At 68.0% G+C, this 16,970-nt stretch carries 14 protein-coding genes; 5 read left to right on the top strand and 9 right to left on the bottom strand.

What is annotated here, in order from left to right; all coding sequences use genetic code 11:
- Positions 1-208: 208 nt before the first annotated feature.
- From galU to smc, 4 genes are all read right to left on the bottom strand, one after another.
- On the bottom strand, positions 209-1,081 hold the full coding sequence (galU, locus tag GPA22_RS10590; protein WP_169256045.1) for a UTP--glucose-1-phosphate uridylyltransferase GalU: 873 nt from the start codon (positions 1,079-1,081) through the stop codon (positions 209-211).
- A 61-nt stretch (positions 1,082-1,142) separates the two neighbouring features.
- Positions 1,143-3,176 (bottom strand): NAD-dependent DNA ligase LigA, encoded by a 2,034-nt coding sequence (gene ligA / locus GPA22_RS10595; protein ID WP_169256046.1) that lies wholly within the window; start codon positions 3,174-3,176, stop codon positions 1,143-1,145.
- On the bottom strand, positions 3,176-4,282 hold the full coding sequence (locus GPA22_RS10600; protein ID WP_169256047.1) for a cell division protein ZipA: 1,107 nt from the start codon (positions 4,280-4,282) through the stop codon (positions 3,176-3,178). Before GPA22_RS10600 ends, ligA begins: the two co-directional genes overlap by 1 nt.
- Before the next feature lie 114 nt (positions 4,283-4,396).
- Positions 4,397-7,924, bottom strand: coding sequence for a chromosome segregation protein SMC (smc, locus tag GPA22_RS10605; protein ID WP_343036014.1), 3,528 nt, complete (start codon positions 7,922-7,924; stop codon positions 4,397-4,399).
- A gap of 165 nt (positions 7,925-8,089) precedes the next feature.
- On the opposite strand from smc, the gene dapC reads away from it, so the two are divergent.
- From dapC to prmB, 5 genes are all read left to right on the top strand, one after another.
- Entirely contained in the window at positions 8,090-9,283 is a 1,194-nt protein-coding gene (gene dapC / locus GPA22_RS10610) for a succinyldiaminopimelate transaminase (RefSeq protein WP_169256049.1), read from the top strand.
- A 20-nt stretch (positions 9,284-9,303) separates the two neighbouring features.
- The gene (gene dapD, locus GPA22_RS10615) at positions 9,304-10,125 is read left to right on the top strand and encodes a 2,3,4,5-tetrahydropyridine-2,6-dicarboxylate N-succinyltransferase (RefSeq protein ID WP_169256050.1); all 822 of its coding nucleotides are present in this window, start codon (positions 9,304-9,306) and stop codon (positions 10,123-10,125) included.
- A gap of 76 nt (positions 10,126-10,201) precedes the next feature.
- Complete coding sequence (locus tag GPA22_RS10620) at positions 10,202-11,389, top strand: PilT/PilU family type 4a pilus ATPase (protein WP_169256051.1); 1,188 nt, start codon at positions 10,202-10,204, stop codon at positions 11,387-11,389.
- Positions 11,390-11,444: 55 nt separating this feature from the next.
- Entirely contained in the window at positions 11,445-12,590 is a 1,146-nt protein-coding gene (gene dapE / locus GPA22_RS10625) for a succinyl-diaminopimelate desuccinylase (RefSeq protein WP_169256052.1), read from the top strand.
- Between the two features lie 11 nt (positions 12,591-12,601).
- Positions 12,602-13,558 (top strand): 50S ribosomal protein L3 N(5)-glutamine methyltransferase, encoded by a 957-nt coding sequence (gene prmB / locus GPA22_RS10630; protein ID WP_169256053.1) that lies wholly within the window; start codon positions 12,602-12,604, stop codon positions 13,556-13,558.
- A gap of 129 nt (positions 13,559-13,687) precedes the next feature.
- On the opposite strand, the gene iscX is transcribed toward prmB, so the two are convergent.
- From iscX to iscA, 5 genes are read right to left on the bottom strand one after another with little or no spacing between them, the layout of a single operon-like run.
- Complete coding sequence (iscX, locus tag GPA22_RS10635; protein WP_169256054.1) at positions 13,688-13,882, bottom strand: Fe-S cluster assembly protein IscX; 195 nt, start codon at positions 13,880-13,882, stop codon at positions 13,688-13,690.
- Positions 13,882-14,223, bottom strand: coding sequence for an ISC system 2Fe-2S type ferredoxin (fdx, locus tag GPA22_RS10640; RefSeq protein WP_169256055.1), 342 nt, complete (start codon positions 14,221-14,223; stop codon positions 13,882-13,884). The genes iscX and fdx overlap by 1 nt, the downstream gene beginning before the upstream one ends.
- Positions 14,220-16,088 (bottom strand): Fe-S protein assembly chaperone HscA, encoded by a 1,869-nt coding sequence (hscA, locus tag GPA22_RS10645; RefSeq protein WP_169256056.1) that lies wholly within the window; start codon positions 16,086-16,088, stop codon positions 14,220-14,222. Before hscA ends, fdx begins: the two co-directional genes overlap by 4 nt.
- A complete protein-coding gene (gene hscB, locus GPA22_RS10650) occupies positions 16,088-16,621 on the bottom strand; it encodes a Fe-S protein assembly co-chaperone HscB (protein ID WP_169256057.1) in 534 nt (177 codons plus the stop codon). The genes hscA and hscB overlap by 1 nt, the downstream gene beginning before the upstream one ends.
- A 19-nt stretch (positions 16,622-16,640) precedes the next feature.
- Positions 16,641-16,964 (bottom strand): iron-sulfur cluster assembly protein IscA, encoded by a 324-nt coding sequence (iscA, locus tag GPA22_RS10655; protein ID WP_169256058.1) that lies wholly within the window; start codon positions 16,962-16,964, stop codon positions 16,641-16,643.
- Between the last annotated feature and the right edge of the window lie 6 nt (positions 16,965-16,970).

The following is a 16,970-nucleotide window of genomic DNA, read 5'->3' on the forward strand; positions in this document are numbered from 1 at the left end:
TTTGCCTTCGGCTTCCTCCAGATTCGCAGTTACCCGCGACACCCTTGCCGTTCGGCTAACTCTTCCCCTTGCCGGGCGAGTAGAGGACTTCCACCTCCAAGTGAGTGCGCCCTGCCGGGCGCACCAAAAAAAGGGCGCTGCCGCGGCAGCGCCTTTTTTTTCGTTTCAAGGGAGCGGAATGTTCCGCTCCCCCTCCCGTCAGCGGAGCTTACGCGCGCGCGGCCAGATACGCGGCGAAATCCGCACCGGTCTCGGCATGGCGCAGGCCGAACTCGACCGTCGCCTTCAGGTAGCCGAGCTTCGAACCGCAGTCGTAGCGCACGCCCTGGAACTGGTAGGACAGCACCGCCTCTTCCTTCAGCAGCGAGGCGATCGCGTCGGTGAGCTGCAGCTCGCCGCCCGCGCCCGGCTTGATCGAGCGCAGGTGGTCGAAGATGTGCGGCGTCAGGATGTAGCGGCCGACCACCGCCTGCGTCGTCGGGGCGTCCTCGGGCTTCGGCTTCTCTACGATGCCGGTCACGCGCTGCACGTTGCCCTGCTGGCTGTCGGTGCTGACGATACCGTACTGGCGGGTGTCCTCGCGCGGCACGTTCATCGTGCCGAGCACCGAGCAGCGGTGGTAGTTGTACACGCCCACCATCTGCTGCATGATCGGCTCCGCCCCGTGGTTGTCCAGCAGGTCGTCCGCGAGGATCACCGCGAAGGCCTCGTCACCCACCACCGGCGCCGCGCACAGCACCGCATGGCCGAGGCCGAGCGCCTCCGACTGGCGGATATACACGCAGTTCACGCCCTTCGGCACCGTTCTCTTGACGATCTCCAGCAACTCCTTCTTGCCGCGCGCCTCGAGCTCGGTTTCCAGTTCGTAGGCCTTGTCGAAGTGGTCCTCGATCGAACGCTTCGTGCGGCCGGTGATGAAGATCATGTCGGTGACGCCGGCGGCGACCGCTTCCTCGACCGCGTACTGGATCAGCGGCTTGTCGACGATCGGCAGCATTTCCTTCGGGCTGGCCTTGGTGGCCGGCAGGAAGCGCGTGCCCATGCCGGCAACCGGGAATACCGCCTTGGTGACCTTCTTCATTGGATGACTCTCCCTTGTTTCATCTTTGGGTTCAGCGCGGCGTCTGGTCCGTGCCATATCTTCAACCTTGTTCAAGCAGGCGCAGCAAGCCGTCCTGATCGAGGACCGCCACACCCAGTTCTTCCGCCTTCGCGAGCTTGGAACCCGCTTCGGCACCTGCCACCACGTAATCCGTCTTCTTCGACACCGACCCGCTCACCTTGCCGCCGTGCGCCTCGATCAGCGCCTTCGCCTCGTCGCGGCTCATCGTCGGCAGCGTGCCGGTCAGCACGAACACCTTGCCGCTCGCGCTGCCCGCCACCGGCGCGGCCGGTGCCCCTTCCTCCCACGTCACCCCCGCCGCGCGCAGCTGCTCGATCACCTCGCGGTTGTGCGCCTCGCCGAAGAAGCCCGCGATGCTCTGCGCCACCACCGGCCCCACATCCGGCACCTCGACGAGCCGCTCGGGCGTCGCATCCATCAGCGCATCGAGGGCCCCGAAATACCGCGCCAGATCCTTCGCCGTCGCTTCGCCGACATTGCGGATGCCGAGCGCGAAGATGAAGCGCGCGAGCGTCGTGTGCCGGCTCTTCTCGATCGCCGCGAGCAGGTTGGCCGCAGACTTCTCGGCCATGCGCTGCAGGTTCGCCAGCGCCAGCACGCCCAGCCTGTACAGGTCCGCGGGCGTCTTCACGATGCCGGCCTCGACGAGCTGGTCGACCAGCTTGTCGCCCAGCCCCTCGATGTCCATCGCGCGCCGCCCGGCGAAATGCAGCAGGGCCTGCTTGCGCTGCGCGGGACAGAACAACCCGCCCGTGCACCGCGCCACCACCTCGTCCTCGGCCTTCTCGACGTGCGAAGCGCACACCGGGCAGCGCGTCGGCATCACGAAGGCCCGCTCGCCGCCCTTGCGCCGTTCGACGATCGGACCGACGACCTCCGGTATAACGTCGCCGGCCCGCCGCACGATGACCTGATCGCCGATCAGCACGCCCTTGCGCAGGATTTCCTCTTCGTTGTGCAGGGTCGCGTTGGTCACCGTGACGCCGCCGACGAACACCGGCTTCAGGCGTGCGACCGGCGTCAGCGCACCGGTGCGGCCGACCTGCACCTCGATGTCGAGGAGCTCGGTGATCTCTTCCTGCGCCGGATACTTGTGCGCGACCGCCCAGCGCGGCTCGCGCGTCACGAAGCCCAGTTCGCGCTGCAGATCGAAGCGGTTGACCTTGTACACGACCCCGTCGATGTCGTACGGCAGGCTGTCGCGCAGCGCCGCGATGCGGTCGTGGAATTCGCACAGCCCGTCGACGCCGACCGCGACGACCCGGTGCTCGCACACCGGCAGGCCGAAGGCCGCAAACGCGTCGAGCAGCGCCGCCTGCGTCGGCGGCAGCGCCCAGTCGCCGGTTTCGCCCAGTCCGTAGGCGAAGAAGGACAGCGGGCGCTTCGCGGCGATGCGCGGGTCGAGCTGGCGCACCGCGCCCGCCGCCGTATTGCGCGGATTGATGAACAGCTTTTCGCCGGCCTGCTCCTGACGCGCATTCAGGCGCTGGAAATCGTCGCGGCGCATGTAGATCTCGCCGCGCACTTCCAGCAGCGCGGGCGGCTTGCCCGACAGGCGCAGCGGAATCTGGCGGATCGTGCGCACATTGTGCGTCACGTCCTCGCCGGTCTCGCCGTCGCCGCGCGTCGCCGCACGCACCAGCACGCCGTGCTCGTAGCGCAGGCTGATGGCCAGGCCGTCGAACTTCAGTTCGCCGAGATACTCCACCGGCGCATCGGCGGAGCCCAGTCCCAGCGCGTTGCGCACGCGCGTGTCGAACGCGACGACACCGCCGTTCGTGGTGTCGGTCTCGGTGCGGATCGACAGCATCGGCACCGCATGCCGCACCGCAGCCAGTTCGGGCATCGGCGCACCGCCGACCCGCTGCGTCGGCGAATCGGGCGTCGCCAGCTCGGGATAGTCGCGCTCCAGCGCCTCCAGCTCGCGGAACAGGCGGTCGTATTCGGCGTCCGGGATCGTCGGGGCGTCGAGAACGTAATAGGCGTGATTGTGCGCTTCGAGCTCGCGCCGCAACCGCGCGGCGCGCTCGAATTCCAGGGCCGAAGCGATCATCAGGCAGAGAACAGGCGCTGTGCCACGGAGCCGCCCGCCGGCAGGTCGCCGCTCGCCATCTGCATCTGGAACTGCTGGATCTGGCCGCGGATCATCGCCGCGGCCTCGCTGCCGAAGGGCGCACGGTTGTCATCGACGACCGTGCCCTGCAGCGCGTCGGCCATCTGCATGGCCTGGCGCATCATGCGCTCGAACGCGAACACGCCGTTCGGCACACGCGGCACGTCGATCACCAGCGTCAGGCCGCTGGTGCTCATGTCGCGCATCTCTTCCGCGGCGAACAGTGCCGGCTCCATGTTGCTCAGCGTGAAGAGCGTGTTGCCCTCCTCGTCGCGCGCGTGGAAGGAGCCGTCGGGCCCCAGCACCATTCCGTGCGACTCGGCCAGCGCGCGGACCTTGGTGCCGACGAAGGGCTGGCCAGTGCTCACGACGTTGATGCCGATCTGCACATCCACGCTGGCGCAGAACTTGTCGAGCTCGGCCGCATTGCGCAGCGCTTCGCCACGCGCGGGCAGGTCGGCCGGCACGGCGAGGAACTGGTCGGCCACGTGCTGCATGCCGCCCGAAAAACGCAGGAAGTCGTTCTCGCTGATCGGCCCGCGGCGGTCCACCGTCTGCATCGCGGCGCAGAACCAGTGGTAGGCGCCCGCGCTATGCGCGTTGAGCGGCCGCCACAGGTTGGCGGCGTCGTCGAACGCAAACCAGCGCACCGGTTTCGCGATGCCATCCAGTTGTTCGCTCTGCACCGCCCACAGGCGCGGCGCATCCAGCGGCTCGATCGCCTCGATGCGGATCACGCAGTCGATGCGCGGGTCCACGGCATCCGGCACGCCCGGCGTGACCTTGCGCACGCCCGGGTCCTGCGCCGCTGCGGGGGCACGCCGGACTGCCGGCTCGGGATCGCCCAGCGACGGCTCGATGCGCTCCGCGGGACGATCGTCCGCCCCGCTGTCCGCCGGCTCGAGCAGCACGTCGCGATGGTCCGACTTGAAGGCCTGCTCGGCCTGCCGGCGGTGCTTGCGTTCCTGCCACTTGTTGTAGGCGACGATTCCGGCGACCGAAGCCACCCCCAACGCCGCCAAACCGATCTGCAATTCGTTATCCATCTTCCTTCCCGTTGTGGGACCCGCTGCCTCAGGCCGCGGGCGTCGCAACCCATTGGGCTTCGCAAACAAATCCATGCCACGGCGCCCGTTCGCGGGGCGGCGCGGCGCTCATGTTCAGGCCGCCGCCGGCTCCGCCAGGCGCAGCGCTTCCTCGATATCCACTTCCACGACGCGCGAGACGCCCTGCTCCTGCATCGTCACGCCCACCAGCTGTTGTGCGATCTCCATCGTGATCTTGCTGTGGCTGATGAAGACGAACTGCGTCTGCGATGACATCCGCTTCACCATCTGGCAATAACGCTCGGTATTCGTATCGTCCAGCGGCGCGTCGACCTCGTCAAGCATGCAGAACGGCGCCGGGTTGAGCTGGAACATCGAGAACACCAGCGCGATCGCCGTGAGCGCCTTCTCGCCGCCCGACAGCAGGTGGATCGAGCTGTTCTTCTTGCCCGGCGGCTGCGCCACGATCTGGATGCCCGCGTCGAGGATCTCGTCCCCAGTGAGCACCAGCCGCGCCTGCCCGCCACCGAAAAGCTGCGGGAACAGCGTGCCGAAATGCTGCGTCACGGTATCGTAGGTTTCCTGCAGCTGTTCGCGCGTCTCGCGGTCGATGCGCCGGATCGCGTCCTCCAGCGTGTCGATCGCCTGCGTCAGGTCCTCGAATTGCGCATCGAGATAGCCCTTGCGCTCCTGCGCGCTGCGCAGCTCGTCGAGCGCCGCGAGGTTCACCTGCCCCAGCTCGGCGATCTCGCGCGCGAGCCGCGCGACTTCGCGCACGAGCGAATTCTCCCGCAGCTCCGGCGTGAGCAGGGGCTGCAGCACCGCCTCGTCGGCCTGCGCCTCGACCAGCCGCTCGTCGAACTGCGCCGCCGCAAGCTCCGCCGCCTGCACCGCCAGGCGCAGCTCGGCGACCCGCCCGCGCGCGGGAGCCGCCTCCTGCTCGGTGCGCAGGCGCAGCTCCTCGGTCTGCTTCAGCCGCATCGCCGCCGTTTCCAGCGCATCGCGCCGCGCCGCCAGGGCGGCCTCGCGGCTCGCGCGCAGTTCGAGCGCCGCCTGCAACGCGTCGCGGCTGCGGCCGCTGTCGGTCGCCTCCAGCTCGTGCCCGCGCGCCTCGACTTCCGTGGCGATCCGGCCGAGCTGCTCAGCCGCCAGCTGCAGGTTGCGCGCGATATCGTCGAGCTTGCCGGCGCACTCGCGCTCGGAGAAGCGCGCTTCCTGCCGGTCCCGGGCCAGTGCCTGTTCGAGCGAGCGCGTCTCCCGCAGCGCGTTGTCGCGCTCGGTCAGCACCTCCAGCGCGCCGTCGAGGCGCTCGCGCTGCAGTTCGGCAAGTTCCGCCGCGCGAGCCTGCTCCATCTCCGCGCGCGCGAGGTGTTCGCGTTCGGTCGCTTCGAGGTGCTCGATGTCGTCGAGGTCGCGCGCGAGCTGCGCACGCCGCTCCTCCGCGCGCTGCCGTGCCTGCGTGAGCTTGAGGAGCTCGACCTGCTCCGCATGCACCTGCTGCTGCGCCGCCTGCAGTTCGCGCCGCAGCGCGTTGCCGCGCTCCTGGAGTTCGGTTGCGACACCCTCCGCCGCAATCAGCGCGTCGTGCGCAATCCCGGCGTCCGTTTCGAGACTGCGCTGCTGCTCCGCCAGCCCGTCGATCTCGCGCTGGCGCTCCATCACGCCGTGCGTGCGGCTGTCCGGCGCGTAATGCACCAGCGCGTGCCGGGTCAAGATCTGGCCCCGGGGTCCGACGATGCACTGGCCGGGCGAAAGCTCCGCGCGCCGCCCGACCCACGGCTCCAGCGCGTCGACGGCCAGGCAGCCGCGCAGCCAGTCGGCGACGACCGGCCGCAGGCGCTCGTCGCCGAAGCTGATCCGGTCCATCAGCGCAAACGTCCCCGGCAGGGGCTCGGGCGCATCGAGCGGCACCACCCCATCGCCGAAGGCCAGCGCAAAGGAACCGGGCGGCGCGTCGTCGAACATCGCGCGCGCGGCTTCGCTCACGTCGCCGGTCAGCGCCGCGAGCCGCTCGCGCAGCATGGCCTCGACCGCCGTCTCCCAGCCCGGCTCGACGCGCAGATCGCGCCACAGCGGCGGCAGCTCCGTCAGCTTGTGGCGTTTCAACCAGTCGCCGAGCTGCCCCTGCGACTGCACCTTGGCCTGCAGCTGGACGAGCGCGTCGCGGCGCGCGCGCAATTCCGTGAGGCGCCGCTGCACCTGCCGTTCGTGCTCGAGCGCGGCCTTCAGCGCGGCCTGCGCCTCGGGCAGCCGCGCCTGCGCAGTGCCGAGTTCTTCCAGGCACCGCTCCTGCTCCTCGCGCAGGGCTTCGACGCGCGCCTCCTGCTGCGCGACGACGGCCTCGTCCGGCCCCTCGACGCCGCCCGATTCGCTCGCCAGGCGCCCGCGACGCTGGTTCAGCGCATCGATGGCGCGCACCGCGCTTGCACGATTCGCCTCCTCGACGCGCAGCTGCTGCTCGGTCTGCGCGAGCTCGCGCCGTGCCGACGCAACCGTCGTATCCGCCGCCTGCCGGGCGGATTCCGCCTCGGGCAGCCGGTCTGCGATCTCCGCATGCCGCGCCTCGGCCTGCTCCGCGCGCATCGCCGCGTTCTCCAGCAGCCCGCTCCAGCGCTCGCGCTCCGCCCCCAGCGCCTCCTCGCGCGCACGCCAGTGCGCCTCGTCGGTCGCAAGCTGGGCCAGCCGCGCTTCCAGGCGCTTGCGCGCATCGTCCAGATGCCGCAGCTCCGCTTCCAGGCGCGTGACTTCGGCCGACACTGCGAAGAGGTCGGACTGCGCCGCGTGCGTCGCCTCGGACGCCTCGAAATGCCCCGCGCGCGCCTCCTCGACGGCGTTCTCGAGTTCCTGCAGACGGGCGCTATCCGCCTCCATCTTGGACGACAACTGGTTGAGCTCGCCTTCGACTCGCGCCTGCTCGGCCCGCGCCTCGTTGCGCTTGAGCAACCACAGCAGCTGCTGGCGCTGCGTATGCGCGGCGTTCAGGTCGCGGTAGCGCGCGGCGATCTCCGCCTGCACTTCGAGGTGGCCGATGCGTTCGCCCAGCTCCATGCGGATGTCTTCGAGGCGGGCGAGGTTGTCGCGCGCATCCGACAGCCGTCCTTCGGTTTCGCGGCGCCGCTCCCTGTACTTCGTGACGCCCGCGGCCTCCTCGAGGAAGCCGCGCACCTCCTCGGGACGCGCCTCGATGATGCGCGAGATCATGCCCTGCTCGATGATCGCGTAGGCACGCGGACCGAGGCCGGTGCCGAGGAACAGGTCGATGACGTCCTTGCGCCGGACCTGGACGTTGTTCAGGAAATAGGTCGACTCGCCGCTGCGGTCCAGCACGCGCTTGACCGAGATTTCCGCGTAACGCGACCATTGCCCCGCCGCGCGCCCTTCCGCGTTGTCGAACACCAGCTCCACGCTCGCGCGCGACACCGGCTTGCGCGTGGTCGAACCGTTGAAGATGACGTCCTGCATCGACTCGCCGCGCAGGGCGCTGGCACGCGTCTCGCCCAGCACCCAGCGCACCGCGTCGATGATGTTGGACTTGCCGCAGCCGTTCGGCCCCACCACGCCGACGAGATTGCCGGGCGTGAGCACCGTGGTCGGATCGACAAAGGTCTTGAAACCGGCGAGTTTGAGCTTGGAAAGACGCACGTCGGAACGGGGCCGGGTCGGATCGGAGCAGGAATTGGAGCTGGCGTTGGGCTGGAACAGGCCGGCCGGGGCCGGCGAAAGCGCGTCATGATACCATCGCGCGCTCGATGCCCTTGCCTTCCGACACAGGCGCATACCCACCGATACAAGCCGAAACAGTCCGCCGTGAATCCGAACCTCGACCGCCTCCAGCCCTATCCCTTCGAAAAACTGCGTGCGCTGCTCGACGGCGTCGTGCCCCCGGCCGACCTGAAGCTGATCCGCCTGTCGATCGGCGAGCCGCAGCACCCGACGCCGCCCTTCATCATGCAGGCCCTCACCGACAACCTGCAGGGGCTGGCGAACTACCCCGCGACGATCGGCGGCGACCCGCTGCGCGCGGCGATCGCCGGCTGGCTGGAGCGCCGCTTCGGCCTGCCGAAAGTCGATCCGGCGACCCAGGTGCTGCCGGTCAACGGCTCGCGCGAGGCGCTGTTCGCGTTCGCCCAGGCCGTGATCGACGCCAGCCGCCCCGGCGCCAAGGTGCTGAGCCCGAACCCCTTCTACCAGATCTACGAAGGCGCGGCCCTGCTCGCCGGTGCCGAGCCGGTGTTCCTCAACAACCTGCCGGAAAACGGCTTCGGCTCGGACTTCGACGGCATTCCCGAGGCGACGTGGCGCGACATCCAGCTCGTGTTCGTATGCTCGCCCGGCAACCCGACCGGCCGCATGCTCTCGCAGGCGGAATGGGCGCGCCTCTTCGAACTGTCCGACCGCTACGGCTTCGTGATCGCCGCCGACGAGTGCTATTCGGAGATCTACTTCGACGACGACGCGCCCCCGGTCGGCGCGATGCAGGCCGCCCACGCGCTCGGGCGCACGGATTTCCGCAACCTGGTGATGTTCTCGAGCCTGTCCAAGCGCTCGAACGTGCCGGGCATGCGTTCCGGTTTCGTCGCCGGCGACGCGAAGGTGCTGAAGGCCTTCCTGCGCTACCGCACCTATCACGGCTGCGCGATGAGCCTGCCGATCCAGGCCGCCTCGGTCGCCGCATGGAACGACGAGGCGCACGTGGTCGAAAACCGCCGCCTGTACCGCGAGAAGTTCGACCGCGCGATGCCGATCATCGCGCAGCACCTCAAGGTGCAGAAGCCGGACGCCGGTTTCTACCTGTGGGCGCAGACGCCCATCGCCGACACCGAGTTCGCCCGCCGCCTGCAGGCTGCATATAATGTCACGGTTCTGCCGGGCAGCTTCCTCGCCCGGGAATCCAACGGCGTCAATCCGGGCGCCGGGTTCGTGCGAATCGCCCTCGTGGCCGAGACGGCCGAATGCGTGGAGGCTGCCGAACGTATCGCCGCCTTCTGCCAAACTCTTTGAAATACAAACGGAAATCCCCCATGCAAGACCTGCAAAAGATCATCGACGAAGCCTTCGAGAACCGCGCCAGCCTCTCCCCGTCCGCCGCGCCCGCAATCGTGCGTGACGCCGTTGCCACCGTCATCGACGGCCTCGACAGCGGCAAGCTGCGCGTGGCCGAGAAGATCGACGGCAACTGGACCGTCAACCAGTGGATCAAGAAGGCCGTGCTGATTTCCTTCCGCCTGCGCGACAACGAGGTGCAGTCGGCCGGCGCGCTCAACTTCTTCGACAAGGTGCCGACCAAGTTCGGCGATTACACGCCCGAGCAGTTCCGCGAAGGCGGCTTCCGCGTCGTGCCGCCGGCCGTCGCGCGCAAGGGCAGCTTCATCGGCAAGAACGTCGTGCTGATGCCGTCCTACGTGAACATCGGTGCCTACGTCGATGAAGGCACGATGGTCGACACCTGGGCGACCGTCGGCTCCTGCGCCCAGATCGGCAAGAACGTGCACCTGTCGGGCGGCGTCGGCATCGGCGGCGTGCTCGAACCGGTGCAGGCCGGCCCGGTCATCATCGAGGACAACGTCTTCGTCGGCGCGCGTTCGGAAGTCGTCGAAGGCGTGATCATCGAGGAAAACGCCGTGCTGTCGATGGGCGTCTACATCGGCCAGAGCACCAAGATCTACGACCGCCAGACCGGCGAGGTCACCTATGGCCGCGTGCCGTCCGGCGCCGTCGTCGTGCCGGGCAGCCTGCCCTCGGCCGACGGCAAGTACAGCCTGTACTGCGCCGTGATCGTGAAGCGTGTGGACGCCCAGACCCGCGCCAAGACCGGCATCAACGAACTGCTGCGCGGCGCCTGATCACCTTTTTCCGGGGCGGCCGCGGACGGCCGCCCGACACCGAAGCCCGCCCCACCACGCTCAGGAGAATCCCCGGATGATTTTCGACAAGCTGTTCCAACTGATGGCGGAAAAGCTCGCTTCGGACATCTTCGTCTCGGCCGGCGCACCGATCCACATCAAGATCCAGGGCATCACGATGCCGATCAACCAGCAGGTCATGGACCCCACCATGATCAAGCGGATGATCTACGAGATGATGAGCCCGGAGCAGATCGAGACCTTCGAGCGCGAAAAGGAGCTCAACCTGTCCTTCGGGCGGCGCGATTTCGGTAACTTCCGGGTCAACGTCTTCTGGCAGCGCCACAGCATCGCGATCGTCGTGCGCTACATCCAGGGCGAGATCCCGTCGCTGGAATCGCTGGGCCTGCCGCCGGTGCTGTCCGAAGTCGTCACCGAGAAGCGCGGCCTGATCCTCGTCGTCGGAGCGACCGGTTCGGGCAAGTCGACGACGCTCGCGTCGATGATCGACCACCGCAACCGCAACCGCTCCGGCCACATCCTCACCGTCGAGGACCCGATCGAGTACCTGTTCAAGCACCGCAAGTCGGTGGTGAACCAGCGCGAAGTCGGCATCGACACCATCGGCTGGCACGAGGCGCTGCGCAACGCGATGCGCCAGGCGCCCGACTGCATCCTGATCGGCGAAATCCGCGACCGCGAGACGATGCAGGCGGCGCTCGCCTATTCGCAGACCGGCCACCTGTGTCTCGCGACGCTGCACGCGAACAACGCCTACCACGCGCTGAACCGCATCGTGAACTTCTTCCCGCTGGAGAACCGTTCGCTGCTGTATCTCGACCTCGCGGTCGCGCTGAAGTGCATCATCTCGCAGCGGCTCGTGCGCAAGCCCGACGGCATGCGCATCCCGGCGGTCGAGATCCTCATGAACACCCGCCACGTCGCCGAGCTCGTCGAGCGCGGCGAACTCAACGAGGTCAAGGAGGCGATGCAGCAGAGCCTCGCCCCCGGGTCGCAGACCTTCGAGCAGGACCTCCACCGCCTGTATCGCGAAGGCATCATCACCTTCGAGGAGGCGCTCGCGAACGCCGATTCGCCGACCAACCTCGCCTGGCTGATCAACAACGCCCAGATCAACGCCGCGCCGAGCGCCGAAGGGGACGCCCCCCCGCCGTCGGTCGATTTCGACCCTCAGAACAAGAATGTCGACGGCGCCTCGTTCAGCGAATTCGCGCTGCACCTCGACGACGATCCGGCACACTGAGCGCCCCCGGCGCCCCCAACCCTGAACCCGGGGCGGCCATGGCCGCCCGATCGCAATGACGAACTCTTCCCCGAACGCCACGTTCGCGCTCACCTGCGAACTCATTTCCCGTCCCTCGGTAACCCCCGAGGACAGCGGCTGCCTGGACCTCATCGCGTCGCGCCTCGCCCCGCTGGGCTTCCGTTTCGAGCGCATCGACACCGGGGGTGTCGCCAACCTGTGGGCGCGCCGCGGTGACACCGGGCCCGTGCTGTGCCTCGCCGGCCACACCGATGTCGTCCCGACCGGTCCGCTCGACGCCTGGGCCTCGCCCCCCTTCGAACCAACCGTGCGCGACGGCCACCTCTACGGCCGCGGCGCGGCTGACATGAAGACCTCGCTGGCCGCCTTCGTCACCGCCATCGAACGCTTCGTCGCGGCCCATCCCGACCATGAAGGCTCGATCGCGCTGCTGCTGACCTCGGACGAGGAAGGCATCGCCACCCACGGCACCGTGAAGGTCGTCGAGGCGCTGGCCGCGCGCGGAGAAACCCTCGACTACTGCATCGTCGGCGAACCGACGTCGGTGAAGACCCTCGGCGACATGATCAAGAACGGCCGCCGCGGCTCGCTCTCCGGCACGCTGCGCGTCAAGGGCGTGCAGGGCCATGTGGCCTACCCGCAGCTCGCGCGCAATCCGATTCACGACTTCGCGCCGGCGCTTGCCGAGCTCGCCGCGACGCGCTGGGACGACGGCAACGAGTTCTTCCCGCCGACGACCTGGCAGGTCTCCAACATCCACGCCGGCACGGGCGCCAACAACGTGATCCCGGGCGAATGCGAAGTGCTGTTCAATTTCCGCTTCGCCTCGGTCAGCACCGCCGACGAACTCAAGCAATGCACCCACGCCGTGCTCGACCGCCACGGCCTCGACTACACGCTCGACTGGCACCTCTCCGGCAAGCCCTTCCTGACCGGCCGCGGCAAGCTGGTCGAGGCGATCGGCGGCGCGATCCGCGAGACGGTGGGCGTCGAAACCGAACTGTCGACCAGCGGCGGCACCTCCGACGGGCGCTTCATCGCCGACATCTGCAAGGAAGTCGTCGAGTTCGGCCCCGTCAACGCCACCATCCACAAGCTCGACGAACGCGTCGCCGTCGACGCGATCGAACCGCTTTCCCTGATCTACGAACGCACCCTGCGCGCCCTCCTCGCGCGCTGACGAGACCGAGCATGACCGAACATTGCGAACACTGTGACAACGGCGAAGAACACGTCCACGAACACGAGAGCGGCCCCCTCGCCGAACTCGTGACGCTGCGCGACTGGCTGCGCTACGCCGTCACCCGCTTCAGCCGCGCCGGCCTCTTCTTCGGCCACGGCTGCAACGACGCCTACGACGAGGCCGTGTGGCTGCTGCTGCACACGCTGTCGCTGCCGCTCAACCGCCTCGAACCCTTCCTCGACGCCTGCATCACCGCGGAGGAACGCGAAGCGCTGTTCGAGGTCATCGAGCGCCGCACCGAAGAACGCGTGCCGGCCGCCTACATCACGGGCGAAGCCTGGCTGGGCGACTTCCGCTTCCATGTCGATGAGCGCGTGATCGTCCCGCGCTCCTTCTTCGCCGAGATGCTCGAGAACGGCTTCGCCCCCTGGGTCGAGGACGCGGAGCGGATCGGCAGCGCGCTGGACCTGTGCACCGGCTCGGGCTGCCTGGCGATCCTCATGGCGCACGCCTTCCCGAATGCCCGCGTGGTCGGCGCCGACCTCTCCGACGATGCGCTCGAAGTCGCGCAGCTCAACGTCGCCGAATACGGCCTGGAGGAACAGGTCGAGCTCGTGAAGAGCGACGTCTTCAGCGGGCTGGCCGGACGGCGCTTCGACCTCATCATCAGCAATCCGCCCTACGTCACCGCCGACTCGATGGAGACCCTGCCGGCCGAATACCTCCACGAACCCCGCATGGCGCTTGCCGCCGGCGAGGACGGTCTGGACGTCGTGCGCCGCATCCTCGCCCAGGCACGCGCACACCTCAATCCCGGCGGCGTCCTCGCCGTGGAGGTGGGACACAATCGTCACATCGTGGAAGCGGCGTTCCCGAAGCTGCCCTTCGTCTGGCTGCCGTCTGCCGGTGGCGACGACATGGTCTTCGTGCTGCGCGCCGAGGAATTGCCCAAGTCGCCGGCCTGAGGCCGGCTGACAGCACCGTGCGCCCGCGCGGGCGCACGAATGCGGGCGATCGACGACGGATCGCCCGCTACCGGTCGGGATTGAAACTGACTTCGGACGGCGGCGCCGGTTTCCGACGCACGCCGGTCCTCAGGCCACTTCGTCGATCCAGGCCTGCTGGATGGCCTCGAGGACGCGCTCGCCGCAGTGCGTGGGATCGTCGTCGAACTCGGGAAGACCCATCACCCAGTTCATCAGGTCGACGAAATTCACGCGTGTCGGATCGGTTTCGGGAAACTTGTCCGCGAGCTGGATCGCGATTTCCTGCACCTCGGTCCACTTCATCAGTGCTTGCCCTCCCGGGCCATGTTGATGGTATAGCGCGGAATCTCGACCACAAGCGGCGTTTCGCCGACGACCGCCTGGCAGGACAGGCGCGACTGCGGTTCCAGCCCCCACGCCTTGTCGAGGAGGTCTTCCTCCTCTTCCTCGGCCTCGTTGAGCGACTCGAAACCTTCGCGCACGATGACGTGACAGGTCGTGCAGGCACAGGACTGCTCGCAGGCATGCTCGATCTCGACGCCGTGGTGCAGCAGCGCCTCGCAGATGGACGTACCCGGTTCTGCCTCGATCACCGTCCCGTCGGGACACAGTTCCACGTGCGGCAATACGATGATCTGCGTCATACCTGAATCTCATCCACCTTGTGACCCGCCAGCGCCTGACGGATGCTCTTGTCCATGCGGCGGGCGGCAAATTCGTTGGTAGCACGGGACAGCGCTTCCGTGCTGCGCTTGATGGCACGCGGGTCGTGGCCGGCGGCCATGTCGCGCGTTTCGGCGACCGCGGCGTCGATGGCGGCACGCTCCTCGGCGCTCAGCAGGTCGCCATCCTGCTCCAGCGCTGCGAGCGTCGCCTCGATCACGCGATCGGCCTCGACCTGCTGCTCGCGCAGCGCGCGCGCATCGATGTCCTCGGACGCGCGCTCGACGCCGTCGCGCAGCATACCGGCGATCTCGTCGTCGGTCAGCCCGTAGGACGGCTTCACCAGCACGCTGGCCTCGACGCCCGACGACATCTCGCGTGCCGACACCGACAGCAGACCGTCCGCATCGACCTGGAAAGTCACGCGAATCCGCGCCGCACCGGCCGCCATCGGCGGAATGCCGCGCAGTTCGAAGCGGGCGAGCGAGCGACAATCGGCGACGAGTTCGCGTTCGCCCTGTACGACGTGGAAAGCCATCGCCGTCTGGCCGTCCTTGTAGGTCGTGAACTCCTGCGCACGTGCGATAGGCAGCGTCGAGTTGCGCGGCACGACCTTCTCGGTCAGCCCGCCCATCGTCTCGAGGCCGAGCGACAGCGGGATCACGTCGAGCAGCAACCAGTCGTCGTCGTCCTTGCGGTTGCCCGCGAGCACGTTCGCCTGGATCGCCGCGCCCAGCGCGACGACCTTGTCCGGGTCGAGATTGGTGAGCGGCTCCTGGCCGAAGAAGTCCGCCACCGCGCGCTGGATATGCGGCATGCGGGTGGCTCCGCCGACCATCACGACCCCCTTGACGTCCTCGGGAGCGAGGCCGGCATCGCGCAGCACCTTGCGCATCGGCGCGACGGTCTTCTGCACAAGATGCCTGGTCATGTCGGCGAACTGCCCGCGCGTCACCACAAGATCCACTTTCTCGCCGGTCGACAGCGCCGCCTTGATCGGCGCCTCCTCGCAGGCGGTCAGCAATTCCTTGGCTTCGCGCGCCTTCATCAGCAGACGCCGGGCGTCCTCGCTCGTGGGCGGATCGATTTCGCTCTGGTCCAGCGCCCAGCAGAACAGGCGGTGATCGAAGTCGTCGCCGCCCAGCGCCGCATCGCCGTTGGTCGCCAGCACCTCGAAGATGCCGCGCGAGAGCTTCAGGATGGAGAGGTCGAACGTGCCGCCGCCGAGGTCGTACACCGCATAGACGCCCTCCGCCGCGTTGTCGAGGCCGTACGCAACCGCTGCGGCGGTCGGCTCGTTGAGAAGCCGCAGCACGTTGAGGCCGGCCAGCTTCGCCGCGTCCTTGGTCGCCTGCCGCTGCGCGTCGTCGAAATAGGCCGGCACGGTGATCACCGCGCCGGTGAGTTCGCCCCCCAGGCTCGCCTTCCCACGCTCGCCGAGCACTTTCAGAATTTCTGCCGAGATCTCCACCGGGGACTTGATGCCCTGCACCGTGCGCAGGCGCAGCATTCCGCCGGCATCGACGAAATCGTAGGGCATCGATTCGATGTAGGCGACATCCTTGAGGCCGCGCCCCATGAAGCGCTTGACCGACATGATCGTGTTCTTCGGATCGGTCGCATGCGCGACCGCCGCACTGCGGCCGACCTCGACCGTGCCGTCGGTGTGATAGCGGACGATGGACGGAACCATCGACCGCCCGTCCTCATCCGCCAGGCACACCGCGATACCGTTGCGCACCGTCGCCACCAGCGAATTCGTGGTGCCGAGGTCGATGCCGACGGCAAGGCGGTGCTTGTGCGGCTCGGTCGACAGACCGGGCTCGGCAATCTGCAAAAGGGCCATCAGGTCTCCAGCGCCTCGAGGGCGTCGTCGATCTCGTGTTGGAGTTTTTCCATGAACATCAGGCGACGCACGGTCTCCGCGGCACCCGCGTAGTCCTGCTCGTCGTCACACTGCCGCGCCAGCTCGTCGAAGACCTCACGCGAATGCTGGCGCAGCCGCGTATGCAGCTGCGTCAGCTCCTCGGATTCACGCGCCGCGCGCGCTTCCTCGACCGCCTCGCGCCATTCCATCTGCTCCATCAGGAAGGCGGGGGACATGGCCGTGTTCGTGTGCAGCCCGGCATCGACACCCATCAACTCGAGCAGGTAGGTCGCGCGCGGCAAGGGCTTGCGCAGCGTGCGGAAGCCCTCGTTCACCTGCGTCGCCCACTGCATCGACAGGCGCTTCTCGCTGTCGGGCAGATGCGCGAAGCGGTCGGGATGCACCCGCCCCTGCAGGTCATGGAAGGCGAGTTCCAGCGCGGCCTCGTCGATGCGAAACCGCCGCGGCAGCCCGAACAGTTCGAAGAAGTCCTGCTGGAGGTCGATGCTCATCGGATCCGTGCCGCCGCCTTCAGACGTTGAAGCTCTCGCCGCAGCCGCACGAGTCCTTCACGTTCGGGTTGTTGAACTTGAAGCCTTCGTTCAGGCCCTCACGCACGAAGTCGAGCTCGGTGCCGTCGAGGTAGGCGAGGCTCTTCTGGTCGACGATGACCTTCACGCCGTTGCTCTCGAACACCACGTCGTCGTCATGCGTCTCGTCAACGAACTCCAGACGGTAGGCCATGCCCGAACACCCCGAGGTCCGCACCCCGAGACGGATCCCCAAGCCCTTGCCGCGCTTGGCGATGAAGTTCGAAACGTGCCTGGCCGCGCTCGTGCTCACAGTGACGCTCATGATTCC

The organism is Aromatoleum toluvorans (genome assembly GCF_012910905.1).
GTDB classification, from domain to species: Bacteria; Pseudomonadota; Gammaproteobacteria; order Burkholderiales; family Rhodocyclaceae; genus Aromatoleum; species Aromatoleum toluvorans.

What these genes read in the sequence shown, in the direction of transcription:
- galU (WP_169256045.1), bottom strand. Translation starts at nt 1,081, where the DNA reads ATGAAGAAGGTCACCAAGGCGGTATTCCCGGTTGCCGGCATGGGCACG.
- ligA (WP_169256046.1), bottom strand. Translation starts at nt 3,176, where the DNA reads ATGATCGCTTCGGCCCTGGAATTCGAGCGCGCCGCGCGGTTGCGGCGC.
- GPA22_RS10600 (WP_169256047.1), bottom strand. Translation starts at nt 4,282, where the DNA reads ATGGATAACGAATTGCAGATCGGTTTGGCGGCGTTGGGGGTGGCTTCG.
- dapD (WP_169256050.1), top strand. Translation starts at nt 9,304, where the DNA reads ATGCAAGACCTGCAAAAGATCATCGACGAAGCCTTCGAGAACCGCGCC.
- GPA22_RS10620 (WP_169256051.1), top strand. Translation starts at nt 10,202, where the DNA reads ATGATTTTCGACAAGCTGTTCCAACTGATGGCGGAAAAGCTCGCTTCG.
- dapE (WP_169256052.1), top strand. Translation starts at nt 11,445, where the DNA reads ATGACGAACTCTTCCCCGAACGCCACGTTCGCGCTCACCTGCGAACTC.
- prmB (WP_169256053.1), top strand. Translation starts at nt 12,602, where the DNA reads ATGACCGAACATTGCGAACACTGTGACAACGGCGAAGAACACGTCCAC.
- iscX (WP_169256054.1), bottom strand. Translation starts at nt 13,882, where the DNA reads ATGAAGTGGACCGAGGTGCAGGAAATCGCGATCCAGCTCGCGGACAAG.
- fdx (WP_169256055.1), bottom strand. Translation starts at nt 14,223, where the DNA reads ATGACGCAGATCATCGTATTGCCGCACGTGGAACTGTGTCCCGACGGG.
- hscA (WP_169256056.1), bottom strand. Translation starts at nt 16,088, where the DNA reads ATGGCCCTTTTGCAGATTGCCGAGCCCGGTCTGTCGACCGAGCCGCAC.
- hscB (WP_169256057.1), bottom strand. Translation starts at nt 16,621, where the DNA reads ATGAGCATCGACCTCCAGCAGGACTTCTTCGAACTGTTCGGGCTGCCG.
- iscA (WP_169256058.1), bottom strand. Translation starts at nt 16,964, where the DNA reads ATGAGCGTCACTGTGAGCACGAGCGCGGCCAGGCACGTTTCGAACTTC.